Raw genomic sequence first — 14,296 nt, forward strand, 5'->3', positions numbered from 1 at the left:
ATTCTGTTTATTTATCCCAAATCAGCACTTGTATTTTTGTTGGATTGTAAGCATTGCAAGGATTGTTTAATTGCGGGCAGTTGCTGATCAGCACCAATGTCCGCCGAAGGGATAATAATTCCACATAACTTCCGGCATAAGAGATTCCATCAGCAAATTCTAAATGACCATCTTCTGTAACCGGAACATTCATGAAGAAGTTAATATTTGGAGCCAGGTCCCTTTTTGTAAAACGCTCCCCATATTTCGACAACTGCAGCATAAACGTGTCGCGGCAATTGTGCATATGCAATTTATCATGTGCATATCGGACGGTATTGCTTTGTGCTGAGCAAGCACCGCCTAATGTATCGTGGCGCCCGCATGTATCCGCTACAATCTTCAGCAATTCATTTCCTGATTCAGAACGAAGCACCGAACCTGTTGTTAAGTAAATATTTTTCTGTCCTGTAATGGTGGCTGTTACACTGTAATGATCCTCCGGATTATCTGCATCGTAAAACAATGTATCTACTGCTTGGTTTCCTTCCAAGTCGACAATTCTTAGAACTTGCCCTGGATTTAGTTCATGCATCCAGCCTTCCCCGGCAGGGATGATTTTGTTATAGATTGCATTTTCTTCTTTTCGAGGACTTTCTACTTTTTTAATATTTTCCATGTTCCTTTCCTCCTCATATCGTATTTTTAAATCGGTATTTTCTATAATGTTGATCTTTAAAGGCATCAGCCTGGGTACTCAAACAATTTCCTGCCCGATGCTACAAAAGCGCATAATATTCCCAAGTATTTTCAAATGCCCGGCGGTTTTCAGGACGATAATTTACACAATAATCGTTCAAATCGACAGGCTCTGCCGGAAGCACTTCCATTGCCACCGGAACGGACGGATAGTTGGTTCTTGGATCAAGCGGGTTTGGTGTATTAGATACAATCAGCAAAATATCCATTTCTGTTCTTAATGTTACTGTGTCATTTTTTTTGCAATGATCCAAACAATAGGTAAGGTTGCCTTTGTCGTCGGTTTTCACTTTTGAAAACAGATTGACGACAGGAGCCATGTCGCGCAGGCTGAGCCCGTTTCTTACAAGTTCCATGGCAAAGTTCTCTTCTCCGCTTCTGAGCCAGTCATTTCTTAATTCTTGATAGCTTGTTTTTCCATATTTCTCATCTGTTCCTTCCCTTGTGGTATAGCCTGAAACAGTGTCGTGCCAGCCAAGGCTGTCGCTAGTGATGCTGGCCAATACTCGGCCGTTATCGCTCATCAATACGTTTCCCTTTGTCAAGTGAAATGTGTGCTGGGCTTTTAATGTATCCGGCATGTTATAACGCTCTGAAAGATCATGTGCATGATACATCATAAGTGAAAGATTGGCTCCAGACTCCAAGGCTGTAAAACGAATAAGCTTTCCTTTTCCAATTTTTCCTGACCATTTTCCTCCAGGTACGATCGTTTTGCTGAAAATTTTAGTCATCCAAAATACCTCCCTTGAGACTTTTCTTAATGATCGTTGTAAAAAAATAAAAGCCTAGGGAAATCTCCCAGGCTTTTATCCTTCCGTGTTTATAGAAAGACATCTTTTGATGCTTTCTATACGCTCTCTCTCGGACCAGACCTGCTGCAAACTTAAGCAGCAGCGGAACCCTAGACAGCTTTTTTGTTCCTATCGATCAGGAACCTTTATGAAATTTTTATTTAAGATTAATATAGAAAGGAGTGCAGCATTGTTCAATGATTTTGTTAGATAATATAACATGAAACTTACAATGAATGCTGGAAATAGATAAAAACAATGTTAAACATTAAATTCCCCGATCATGTTTCTCAGTTTTTTTGCTACATTTGAGAGATTTTCTGCCGTTGCTGTAAATTCTTCAATTGCAGCCAGTTGTTCTTCCGTTGAGGCTGCCACATTTTGTGAATGAGCTGATGATTTTTTGGCGATGTCAGCCAATTGTCCGATAGAAACAGCAACTTGATCAGCTCCTGTTGACATTTGCTGGACAGATGAGGAAACCTCTTGTATTTGACATGTTACTTTCTCAACTGATGTTAAAATTTTATGGAAAGCGCGCCCAGCATCATCAACAACCCTTTTACCCTCTTTTAGATCGCTCCTTCCTTTATCGATATTCTCCACGGCGGCAGCAGCAATGGAGAGGACATGCTGTATCATTTCATTTATTTGAATCGCAGATTGTTTTGACTCTTCCGCCAAGTTTCGAACTTCCGTTGCTACAACAGCAAAACCCTTGCCTTGTTCCCCTGCACGCGCCGCCTCAATTGCAGCATTTAGAGCCAATAAATTCGTCTGCTCCGCTATATTTGCCATGACATCTGATATTTTTTTTATCTCGTCGGTAAGCTTGCCAAGTTCCTCAATCTTAATAAACACTTCATCAACGGATTTTTGTAAAAATTCCATCTGCTTGACTGCTTTGACAATTGATTTGTTTCCTTCTTCTGCGATTTTCGATGTGGTCAAGGCCGATTCTGCTGCGAAAGAAGATGACGATGCAATTTTTTGAACTTCATTGGCAATATTATTCACCGCATGTGAGCTTTCATCCGCCATGTCCCCTTGATCACCGGCTCCGGAAGCAATGTCTTGAACTGCCATCGTGATCTGTTCTGTACTTTCCGCAAAGTTTTTAGTACCTTCAGAAAGCTCGAGTGCTGAAGCGGAAACTTCATCTGTCGTTTCCTTTATTTTTAGCATCATTTTTTGCAGGTTCTCCAGCATTCTATTAAATGCCGTCGCCAGCTTTCCAATTTCATCTTTATTCGTGATATGGATTCTAGCTGTTAAATCTCCTTTATTTCGCGCCAATTCCTCTAATTTATTTGCAATTTTCCACAATGGCCGGGTGGTTCTTTTAGAAATAAATATTGCAATTAAAATTCCTGCAAACAGTGCTGTGATAAATACCGCTGCACCCGCCATGATTTTTTTTCTTATTAATTTTTCATCTTCCGCAATTTTCTTGGTTATCCGTTCTGTCTCAATTTGTTTGAATTCTTCCAGTTTGGAACTAAAAATAGCGCGAATATCCGCATATTCACCATGAAAAATAGCAAGCGTTTTTTGGCGGTCTTCCCCGGCCAATTCCATCATCTGCGTTTCTAATTCAACTAATTTTTGATTATTTATATTTAGATCGTGGAAAATTTTTTTCGTCCTGGAATCATCCAGCATCGGAGTCACTTCTTTAATATGTTGATCAATTTGCTTTGCAAACTGATTGTACTTTTCCCTTTCGGCCGTATTATCCGGTTCGATAATCACCCCTCTGACCGCATCTGTTAACGCAAGGTCTTCAAATTGAATCTGGTGGGCAAGCTGCAATTTTTTCATATCGGTATTTGCTAAATTAAAATAGGATTTGGAAACGTCCTGCAAAGTAGAGTAAACAATAAGAAAGGCGAGCAGGACAATTAGCAAAACGGTTCCAAAGCTAAGGAGCAGTTTGTTTCGTATCTTCATCATCAACAGCCCTTCCGATCCTTCTGTATTTTTTTTACTAATGCTTTAATAAAGAAATGATATGTTTTTTTACATTCATAAATTTCTCTACATCCACAAGCTCCCCATCTTGAAATAATTGCAAATCCGCATCAATCTCTTCGAGAATTCTCCCCGGTCTTGCTTCCATGACATATATTCGCTGGGATAAGAATAAGGCTTCATCGATGTCGTGCGTTATAAACACAATGGTTGTTTTTTCCTTCTTCCAAATATCCAACAATAATTGCTGCATGGATTGCTTTGTTTGTGCATCAAGCGCTCCAAAAGGTTCATCCATTAATAACACTTCCGGATTATTGGCCAACGATCTTGCAATAGCCACACGTTGTTTCATGCCGCCGGACAATTCTTTGCCGTAGGAATCCGCAAATCTTTCCAGTCCTACCAGCTCTAAATATCGATCGGAAATTTCTTTACGCTCTTTTTGTTTCATTCCTTTTAGCTTGAGGCCAAACTCTATGTTTTCTCTTACTGTCAACCAAGGAAACAACGTATAAGACTGAAAGACCATACCTCGTTTCGCACTTGGTCCTTTCACTTCTTCACCGGATACTTGCACACTGCCTGATGTCGGCTCCTCCAAACCTGCCAAAATTCTCAAAATGGTCGACTTACCGCATCCCGACGGTCCAAGAATGGAAACAAATTCTTCATTTTTTACGTACAAAGAAACATTCTCCAGCGCTTGAAAGGAGCCATTATTCGTTTTATACACTTTCGACAAATTTTGAATGTTTATTTCAATCTTCTCTTGGCGAAGATTTTTTTCAGCTTTGATAGCATTCAACATTTAATTTCCTCCTTCCGCCCATGGAAATAATTTTTTATTAATGTAGGCAAAGCATCTGTCAATAATAAGTCCCAACAGCCCGATAACAATGATTCCGACAAAGATGGACTCGGTATCCATGAAACGCTGCGCTTTCATAATCGAATATCCAAGACCGTTGTTTGCCGCCACCAGCTCTGCTACAACTAAATACGTCCAAGCCCATCCCATAATCAGCCGCATAGTTGTCATTAATTTCGGAAGCATTGCAGGGATGATAACCTTTGAGATGACTTGCCAGCGGTTTGCTCCAAGAGTATAGGAGGCATAAAGTAGGTCTTTATGAATCCGGTTTGTGTCATCTGCCACCATTAAAACGAGCTGAAAAAAGCTTCCGATAAAAATCACTAAAATTTTTGCTGTCTCCCCAATTCCTGCCCAAACCATAATAAGTGGAATAAAAGCGGCTGCCGGCATATACCTGATAAACTCAGAGACGGGCAAAATAACCGATTCTGCAAGCTTAAAAGTGCCAGCCAATATTCCGAGCGGAATCCCTAACAGACATGCCAGTAAAAACCCCATAAAAACTCTGTAGACGCTAATCCCGATTTCTCCCCAATACTCCGGACTTGAAAGGGCAGCAAAGAAAGAGCCCACAACAGCTGCGGGAGTCGGAAGAAATACTTCATCCACAAGTTTTAAATTGCTCAGCAAAATCCAAATGAGCAATAACAAGATAAAAGCAGCTGATACCCCAGTAAAATACCATTTTTTCGGAATATCCTCGCGTATTTTGAATAATGTCCATTGATGCCTTTTTCCTTTTTGAAGCTCCATCCATTAATCCTCCTTACTTTGCCCGTTCAATTTCCGCTTTTATAAATGAGGTGTCAACGAAGCTGCTAAAATCAGGAATGTCTTTAATAAACCCTAACTCTTTTAAAAATTCAGCATTTTTTTCAGCTGTGTAATAAAAAGATTGATAGTTATCTCCCTCTTTAAAAGCGTTCAAGCTTTCTTCAGGAGAAAACAGCTTGAATCCTTTCATTCCTACATCCAGCTCTTCTTTTGAAATTCCCGCCTCGTCCGCTATTAGTTGAATCGATTGATCGTAATTTTGCGAAAGATAGTCAACCGCATCAAACCATGCTGCTACGATTTTTTGCACGTCCTCTTTCCTCTCTTTCGCAACATCTCCCCTTACAACGAATAAGTCGGAAATCAAGCCCGGAAAATCAGCGGATGTCACCAACTTATGTCCTTTTCCCTTATTCACTGCCATGCTTAAAAAAGGCTCCCACAAACCGGCTGCATCCAATTTTCCAGCTATAAATGAATTTCCCGCATCTTGAACAGATAAGTTTGTAAATTTCACATCGGACTCCTTTAATCCCGCTTCATGCAATGCCGTGAGCAGAAAAAAGTGTTCAATCGTACCTATTTCCGTACCAACTTTCTTCCCTTTTAAGTCTTTAACCGAGCGAATATCATTTGAAGCAACAAGCCCATCGCCGCCAAGTGAATTGTCTGTAATAAATACCGCTTTTAAATCAATTCCTTTTTCTAAAGGGGAGATCGAATCAAGCAAAGCTTGGCTGTTTCCATCAATTTCTCCCGTATTTAATGCAGAAAGGGAATCAGCATATACTGGAAACCAAACCAATTCGACATCCACTCCATGTTTTTCGAAAAAACCCTTTTTTTCTACGAGATGCCATAAATACCAGCTCGGCAAGGCGCTGAAACCAATCTTAATCGGTTCTTTCTTGCTTTTATTGCCGAAAGAAGTTTCATTTGCAGATTTACTTCCGCAAGCAGACAACAACAAGCAAAAAATGATAGAAAGAACAAGTAGTGGAAGCTTCTTTTTCTTCATGTCTTTCACCTCGGCTTTATATTTTTCATCTCTTTTTGAATTTAGGTATTTCAAAATAGTGCTTAAAGAAATTCTGTTATATCCCCCTCCCCAGATTTTTAAATTTTCAGCTTTAAAAAAATAAAAGCCAGAGAGAATAGATCTCCCAGGCTTTTATCCTTCCGTGTATATAGAAGTTGCAATCAAACGCAGCTTCTATACGCTCTCTCTCGGACCAGACTTACCGGCGGTGATACAGCCTGCCAGCAACGGAACCCTAGACAGCTTTGATTTCCCACTTATTTCGGGGAACGATATTCACTTTTCATCATTCCAAGATACGCTGGCAAATCTCAGCTTTTCACCTTCTTTTTCCGGTTGACAGAGAATGAGAGATCACTACAAACTCTTTAGGGGGATTTTTTATTTATTAAGAATTATAGTTTATATGACTATATCTGCAATAAATATGTAATATTTTCTAACATAATTTCTCGAAATATTCGCATATTACGGAAACTATTATTACATAAAAGAATTGTATTTTTTCAAAAAAACAGCATGAAAAGCTGCAAAACGTTCAAAATCTTCTTAAAAAAAGCATCTGCCCTTAATCAGCAGATGCTTTTTTCTTGTGAAAATCATTCCGAGTCATTTATAAGCGTCAATAAAGGTTCGCCAATTTTGATTTGTTTTTCTTTCGTTTCATTTATTTCTTTGTAGTGACTAGTGTTGGTTATAACAACCGGTGTCGCCAAATCAAAGCCCGCCGACTGAATTCCATTTATGTCAAATTCAATGAGCAGCTGTCCTTTCTCTACACGGGCGCCTTGAGTTGTATGAGCAGTGAAAAATTTACCTTCCAATTGAACGGTATTCATGCCTATATGAATCAAGATTTCCGCACCTTGATCAGATGTTATTCCAATTGCATGTTTCGTAGGAAAAAGAGTCGTTACTGTGCCGGATACAGGCGCTACTAATTTTCCTTCCGAAGGCTCAATGGCTACGCCCGCGCCGAGGGCCCCGGATGAAAATGCTGCATCCTTGATGTCTGATAACGGCTTTACTTCGCCGTTAAACGGGCTGAAAATAATTTCTTTTTTACCTAATAATTCTTCTTCCGCGTCAGCCTCAGCTGTTGCTTGTTGGGATTGCCGATCTGCTTCTGCTGCCGATTTTTGACTGAATCCAAAAAGGAAAGTGAGGATAAAACCAAGGATAAAGGCAACGGTAATGGCAATTAAAGTGCCCCATAAACCAAACGTAATGCCTTCAGTCGGACTGATAAAGGATGGAATACCAAAAATTCCGAGACCTCCCAGCATATACATTTTTGAATCAAATACTCCTATGAGTCCTCCGCCAATTGCCGCAGCAATACAGCTGATAATAAACGGTTTTTTGAGCGGAAGCGTAACACCATAAATCGCCGGTTCTGTAACCCCGAAAACTCCGGAAATAAATGCAGGAACACTAAGCGTTTTCAATTTTTGCTGTTTCGTTTTCACCATTACGGCAAGTACAGCACCTATTTGTGCAAAAGAAGGAGCAAATGCCATCGCTAAAATAGGATCCGCTCCCATTGTGCTCATATTGTTGATGGCAATCGATACAAGCCCCCAATGAAGACCGAAAATAACAAATACTTGCCAGAACCCGCCAAGAAGCAGCCCTGCGATAATTGGCGATAAATCATTGATGGCAACTGTTAGTTGACCTAGAAGCTTTCCTGCCCAAGTTGCAATTGGCCCAATCAATAAAAATGTTAAAGGAACTATGATAATCAGTGTAAAAAAAGGAACTAAAAATGTTTTCACGACATCAGGAATAACTTTCTTAAACCAATTTTCCACCTTTGCACTAAAATAAGCAGCCAAAATAATCGGAATAACGGAAGATGAATACGTCATTAAAATGACCGGAATGCCAAGAAATGTAATATAAATAGGCGACTCAAACATCGTGCCTGAAAACAAAGTGTAAAGCGCTTTTCCGCTAGTAAGATTAGATAGTGTCGGATAAACCAATGACGCCCCGATCGCCATACCGATGAATGTGTTGCCGCCGAATTTTTTGCTGGCCGTATAACCAAGAAAGATCGGGAAGAAGTAAAATAACGAATCGCCAATTGCATATAAAATTTGATAAGTTCCTGATTTATCTGTTATCCAGCCTAGTGATGCGAAAAGAGCGGCAAAACCTTTAATCATTCCTGTTGCAGCTAGAACGCCGAGAGTTGGTGCAAAAATTCCCGAAATAATGTCAATAAAGCGGTTGAATAAATTTTTATCCTTTTTTCCCGCTTCCGTATCGACAGGCTTTGCAGCTTCAAACCCGCCAATAGCAACGACCGCCTTATATACATCAGGCACATGATTGCCGATGACAACTTGATATTGTCCGCCGCTTTTCATAACGGTGACGACTCCGTCCATGTTTTTTAACACTTCTGTGTTCGCTTTCCCTTCGTCCTTTAATTGAAAGCGCAATCTTGTAATACAGTGAACAACACTGATAACGTTTTCTTTACCGCCGACATTTTCGATAATGTCTTTAGCCAATTGCTCATATTTCATGATTGACCCTCCCAAAAATATATTTGATATATAAAAAACCTGAACCAATTTGAACGCGCACGAATAAACGCACTGTGTTGTTCAAATCAGTTCAGGTTATGCCCGGATGGTAACATTCCTTCCTGATTTTTGACAGCTTCCCGAAAAAATTATGCAATTGTCGAATTTACTCTTTCTAATCTAAATTGGCTCCATTCGATGAGATGACTTGCTTATACCAATAAAAGCTTTGTTTTCGAATTCGGCGCAAATCTTTTAAATCAAATTCATCACGGTTAACGTAAATAAAACCGTAGCGTTTGCTTATACCTTGATGCGTGCTGACGAGATCAATAGCTGACCAAGGACAAAAACCGAACACTTCAACACCGTCACTAATCGCTAATTGCATTTGTTCGATATGGTTTCTTAAAAATTCAATTCGGTATGTGTCGTTTATGACATCGCCTTCTTCCAATTGATCGATGGCGCCTAATCCATTTTCCGTAACAATCAATGGCAAATGATAGCGGTCATATATTTCTCTTAATGTTGTCCGAAACCCGACTGGATCAATTTCCCAGCCAAATTCATTTTTCTTTAAATGCGGATTGGAGGCTCCTTTATAAACTCCCGGTTCCCCAACCGTAATATGCTGATCGCCTGTTTGCTTCACATCTTCTTCATTTCCTTCGCTTGCTGCTACTGTTTGCGAAGTATAATAGTTAAAAGCAATAAAATCCGGCTTGGCATTTTGTAAAATTTCCATATCGCCTTCAAGAATTGTTGGAGTATAGCCCTTTTCCTCCAAGTAAGCCCAGGCAATATTGTTATAGCGCCCATATACAGCCATATCCAAATACAGCCAATTGCGGATGGCTGCGTAATTATTGGCAGCTAAAACATCTTTAGGTTTTGAGCTTGCCGGATAAATCGTCACAATATTCGGCGCCGGTCCGATTTTTGCATCCGGCAGCATTCGATGGCATAACGCCATTGCCTTCGCCTGAGCGACAAACATATGATGATTTTGTTGATACAATTCTTTTTTTGGATTTTTTAAGTTCGGATCAACGGTCCCGATCGCTTCGCCATGAAGGATCATCATATTTTGTTCATTAATCGTCAGCCAATATTTTACCCGATCGCCAAAATGCTCGAATAATGTTTTGCAATAATTTTCATATGCATCAATCGTTGCACGATTGGACCAGCCGCCTTTTTCCTGTAATGCATAAGGCAAATCAAAATGATAAATCGTCACAATCGGTTCAATTCCATGCTTTCTGATTTCATTGATAAGTTGATCGTAGAACTCTATCCCTTTTCGATTTACCTCTCCGTCGCCATTAGGATAAATGCGTGTCCAGGCAATGGAAAAACGATATGCTTTAAAGCCCATTTCAGCAAACAGAGCAATATCTTCTTTGTAACGGTGGTAATGATCGCTGGCTACTTTAAAATCAGTCGTGCCTTCGGGGTATTTGGCCATATCGATAACGGAAGGTCCCTTTCCGTCTTCATTCCATGCGCCTTCCACTTGATAGGCTGATGTGGAACCTCCCCACAAAAAATCGTTTGGAAAAGGCTTGCGCCGCTCGTGTTTCATGCTTACTACCTCCCATTTCATTTTCAAACAGAGTGATTTCGAAATCGCAATCGTTTTTACAATTCTTCTCCATTCGTTTCGATTACTTTTTTATACCAATAGAAGCTGTCCTTCCGGAGGCGTTTCAATGTTCCGTTGCCGAAATCATCTTGATCGACATAAATAAAACCATACCGTTTGCTCATTTCTGAGGTAGATGCGCTTACTAAGTCAATAGGCCCCCAAGTTGTATACCCCATTAATTCAACACCGTCGCCAATCGCTTCTTTCATTTGCTCAATATGTTTGCGCAAATAGTCGATTCGGTAATCGTCATGGATGCTGCCGTCTTCCTCAACCTTGTCGTAGGCCCCTAATCCGTTTTCCACTATAAATAAAGGAACTTGATAGCGGTCATACAATTTATTTAACGTAATCCGCAAGCCGACCGGATCAATTTGCCAACCCCAATCAGATGATTCAAGATAAGGGTTTTTCACACCGCCGATTAAATTGCCTGAAACTTCTTCAGCATCATCCTTCGTGCTGGCTACAAGTGTCATATAGTAGCTGAACGAAAGGAAATCCACTGTATATTGTTTTAAAATGGCATCATCGCCTGGAAGTTTTTCAATGTGAATATTATTTTCTGCAAAATAGCGTTTCATATAACTTGGGTATGCGCCGCGAACTTGAACATCTGTGAAAAATAAGTTCAGCTGATCTTCTTTTAATGCTTTAAGTACATCGTCCGGGTTGCATGTTTCCGGATATACTTCCAATCTAGCCAGCATACAGCCGATTTTTGCATCCGGAATGATTTCGTGGCATGCTTTAACAGCTAGTGCACTTGCTACAAATTGGTGGTGTACCCCTTGGAAGGCAGCTTGTTTTACATTTTCAACCCGATCGGTTAAAATGCCGCCGCCGGTGTACGGACTGAAAGTAATCATATTGATTTCATTAAATGTCAGCCAATATTTCACCTTGTTTTTATACCGTTTAAATACGGTTTCAGCGTAGTGAACAAAGAAATCTATCACCTTGCGATTCGTCCAGCCGCCGTACTTTTGCACAAGCCCGAGCGGCATTTCGTAGTGGGAAAGTGTAACAAGCGGCTCAATATTATATTTCGCTAGTTCGTCAAACACTTTGTCATAAAAGGCTAATCCTGCTTCATTTGGTTCGGTCTCATCCCCATTCGGGAAGATACGCGGCCAAGATATGGATAAACGGAATACTTTAAACCCCATTTCTGCAAATAAGGCGATGTCTTCCTTATAGCGATGATAAAAATCGATTCCGAAACGTTTCGGGAAAATTTTATCTGATGCTGCTCCGCTTAAGATTTCCTCGATTTCTGCACTTGTCACATCTAATGAATGTCCATTTTTACCACGTTTTTCTTTTGGTACATAAGCCACCATGTCGGCAGTAGAAAGACCTTTTCCATCTGCATCAAAAGCACCTTCTAATTGGTTGGCAGCAGTTGCGCCGCCCCAGAGAAAGTTTTCCGGGAATTTCGCTTCGAAATGGCCCATTGTTCATTCACCCTCTCGTTATTATTAAAACAATTTCCAACTTTATCCTGTCGCAAAGCGCTTATACGATCAAGAAAATAAAAAAACCTAAATTGCCCGCCATAAAAATGACGAAACAATTTAGGTTTTGCCTGCATGACCAGTAACAATCCTAAATGAAACGGTTTCTATTCGATTGTTATTTACAAATTAGCATACGCTTTCATTTCCTGTCAACAGTTCATTTAAAAATTTTTACGAGAAGCTGAGATTTTGTTTAATTACGATTCACGACTCGATCAATATGAATTGTCAAATATAGTTTTTCTTCCGAAGTTATTTCATGGCCATGCACCTTTTGAATATAATCTTTTATTTTTTTCGTGCAGGCATAAGCTTCCGGATGCTTATTTTTTACGATTTCATACAATTCATCATCGTCGCTCTTCAGCAGCATGTTGTTTATGAGCCGTTGCGCGAAAAATTTCAAGTGGGTAAGGAAACGGAAATAATTTAATGAATCCTCGTCAAGCTCAATTTTAAAATGGTATTTTACAATATTCAGTATATCTTGAATAATCTTTGTCATATTGGCGACATCCGTCATTTCTTCATTCAGCTCAGCATTGACGAAATGCATCGCAATGAAACCGGCTTCATCTTCAGGCAGTTCAATCGCCAATTTGTCTTTAATCATTTTCAGTGCTTCCAAAGCGATTTGAAATTCATCTTTATATATCCGCTTGATTTCCCAAAGTAATGGATTCACAATCTTTATCCCTTGTTTTTGCCGTTCTATGGCGAAATTAATATGGTCTGTCAGCGATATATAAATAATATCATTCAGTTTTTTGCCAAGTTTATTTTTCGCGTATTGTATCATTTCCTCCGTTACTTTTACATATTCCATCGGAACCTCGTACAATAGCGATTTAAATTTACTGGCCATATCCTGATTTTCCAATTTAAAAATCTTTTCAATTCTGTCTTCATCAACCTCATCGCCAGGTCTTTTCTTAAAGGCAATCCCTCGTCCCATGATGACCAGCTCTTGATCATCTTGTATAACGCTGATCACGTTATTATTAATCACTTTTGCGATTTTCACGCGTACCCCCTGCCTTTAGTTTGATGCTATTATACCTATATATTGCAAAATGCACTCGATATTATTTATGAAAGAAGTCCTTAATTAAGAGAATTTACGATTTATTAGGATTTGTCAATAAAAAATTTCGATTGCAAAAACTGCTTTCCGCTTTTAAATAGACAAAAAGTTAAACATGAGTAGAGTGCAACCCGGCGATAATGGGGAGATGGATTGGCTTCTGTCCAGTACGCTTTCTATTGGTCAATATGGTAAAAATAACGGCGAGAACGCATGCCCCGCCGTTTTGTCACTTTATTTGAGCTCAATCTTTTTTCCATGCTTGATCGATTCATAGCAAGCCTCAATTACAGTCATATTTTGGATCATATTTTCACTTGTGTAAGAAGGATTTTTCCCATGCAGCACCGCATCTGAAAAATGCTCAACTTGAAGAGCGTATTGATCCGCTACAATGCTTTCGATTCTCTGTTCATCTTCTTTTTCAACAATGATTAAGCCTTCTCCTCCTTGGCGGTCAGGTCGATAGGCTCTTGGAACGCGAATAGAACCTTTCGTTCCGACCACCTCATAAACATCTGAAAAACTCGCGTTAAAACTGCAGTCAAAAACGGCTTTGACGCCATTGTCAAGCTCCATATATCCGACAGCCGTCGTATCAACGCGATGAACAGGATCTATTTCGGCATCTACCCGCACTTCGGTCGGTTCAGATTGAATAATATTTCGAATCGAATGAATACAATAGCAGCCAATATCATAAATACTGCCGCCGCCCATATCAGAATTTAAACGAATATTTTGCGAGGCAGGATCCAAATAGAACGAAAAGTGGGCTCTCATTAATTTCACATCGCCAATTTCACCTGATGCGATGATGTCTCGAACTCTTTGGTGCTGTGGGTGAAATTGGTACATAAACGCTTCCATAAACTTCACATTGTTTTTTTCACAAACGGCTTCCGCTTCTTTCGCTTCCTCAGCTGTCAACGTTGCCGGCTTTTCACATAATACATGTTTTCCTGCTTCAGCTGCCTTCACAATCCATTCTTTGTGCAAATGGTTAGGCAGCGGTATGTATACAACATCGATATCTGGATCCTTCAGCAATTCTTCATAACTTTTATAAGCTTTCGGAATATTTAGTTCATCAGCCACCCCGATCACTTTATCGGATCGGCTTGCTATCGCCGCTACAACAGCATTTTTAGATCTTTGAATCGCAGGAATCAACTGCTTTTTAGCGATTTGTGCTGTGCTTATTATTCCCCAACGAGTTTTCTTCAATTTCTAAATCCCCTCCAGATCAATTTTGAAAAAACATAATCTTGTCAATTATTTTTGAAATTCTTTTGATTTTACATTAATATT

General features: G+C 39.8%; 11 protein-coding genes and 2 riboswitches. All 11 genes read right to left on the reverse strand.

Annotated features, from left to right (window positions below):
- Positions 1–7 precede the first annotated feature (7 nt).
- Positions 8–658: an urea amidolyase associated protein UAAP2 gene (locus NSQ61_RS12370; RefSeq protein ID WP_066246812.1), complete on the reverse strand. Its 651-nt coding sequence runs from the start codon at positions 656–658 to the stop codon at positions 8–10.
- A gap of 100 nt (positions 659–758) precedes the next feature.
- Positions 759–1,472 (reverse strand): urea amidolyase associated protein UAAP1, encoded by a 714-nt coding sequence (locus NSQ61_RS12375; protein WP_340807170.1) that lies wholly within the window; start codon positions 1,470–1,472, stop codon positions 759–761.
- A gap of 62 nt (positions 1,473–1,534) precedes the next feature.
- Positions 1,535–1,657: riboswitch (guanidine-I (ykkC/yxkD leader) on the reverse strand.
- Between the two features lie 136 nt (positions 1,658–1,793).
- Positions 1,794–3,485, reverse strand: coding sequence for a methyl-accepting chemotaxis protein (locus tag NSQ61_RS12380; RefSeq protein WP_340807173.1), 1,692 nt, complete (start codon positions 3,483–3,485; stop codon positions 1,794–1,796).
- A gap of 34 nt (positions 3,486–3,519) precedes the next feature.
- Positions 3,520–4,314: an ABC transporter ATP-binding protein gene (locus tag NSQ61_RS12385; RefSeq protein WP_186439255.1), complete on the reverse strand. Its 795-nt coding sequence runs from the start codon at positions 4,312–4,314 to the stop codon at positions 3,520–3,522.
- Positions 4,315–5,133, reverse strand: a complete 819-nt coding sequence (locus NSQ61_RS12390; RefSeq protein WP_063389266.1) for an ABC transporter permease — start codon at positions 5,131–5,133, stop codon at positions 4,315–4,317.
- Between the two features lie 13 nt (positions 5,134–5,146).
- On the reverse strand, positions 5,147–6,172 hold the full coding sequence (locus NSQ61_RS12395; RefSeq protein WP_327848448.1) for an ABC transporter substrate-binding protein: 1,026 nt from the start codon (positions 6,170–6,172) through the stop codon (positions 5,147–5,149).
- A gap of 140 nt (positions 6,173–6,312) precedes the next feature.
- Positions 6,313–6,443: riboswitch (guanidine-I (ykkC/yxkD leader) on the reverse strand.
- A gap of 349 nt (positions 6,444–6,792) precedes the next feature.
- Complete coding sequence (locus tag NSQ61_RS12400) at positions 6,793–8,730, reverse strand: beta-glucoside-specific PTS transporter subunit IIABC (RefSeq protein ID WP_327847968.1); 1,938 nt, start codon at positions 8,728–8,730, stop codon at positions 6,793–6,795.
- A gap of 175 nt (positions 8,731–8,905) precedes the next feature.
- Positions 8,906–10,318, reverse strand: a complete 1,413-nt coding sequence (locus tag NSQ61_RS12405) for a glycoside hydrolase family 1 protein (protein ID WP_130156688.1) — start codon at positions 10,316–10,318, stop codon at positions 8,906–8,908.
- Between the two features lie 56 nt (positions 10,319–10,374).
- The gene (locus tag NSQ61_RS12410; RefSeq protein ID WP_063389269.1) at positions 10,375–11,838 is read right to left on the reverse strand and encodes a glycoside hydrolase family 1 protein; all 1,464 of its coding nucleotides are present in this window, start codon (positions 11,836–11,838) and stop codon (positions 10,375–10,377) included.
- Positions 11,839–12,094: 256 nt separating this feature from the next.
- Complete coding sequence (gene licT / locus NSQ61_RS12415) at positions 12,095–12,925, reverse strand: BglG family transcription antiterminator LicT (protein WP_063389270.1); 831 nt, start codon at positions 12,923–12,925, stop codon at positions 12,095–12,097.
- Between the two features lie 294 nt (positions 12,926–13,219).
- A complete protein-coding gene (locus tag NSQ61_RS12420; protein ID WP_340807178.1) occupies positions 13,220–14,212 on the reverse strand; it encodes a Gfo/Idh/MocA family protein in 993 nt (330 codons plus the stop codon).
- Between the last annotated feature and the right edge of the window lie 84 nt (positions 14,213–14,296).

Source organism: Aeribacillus sp. FSL K6-1121, assembly GCF_038003725.1.
In the GTDB taxonomy this organism is placed as follows: Bacteria; Bacillota; Bacilli; order Bacillales; family Aeribacillaceae; genus Aeribacillus; species Aeribacillus composti.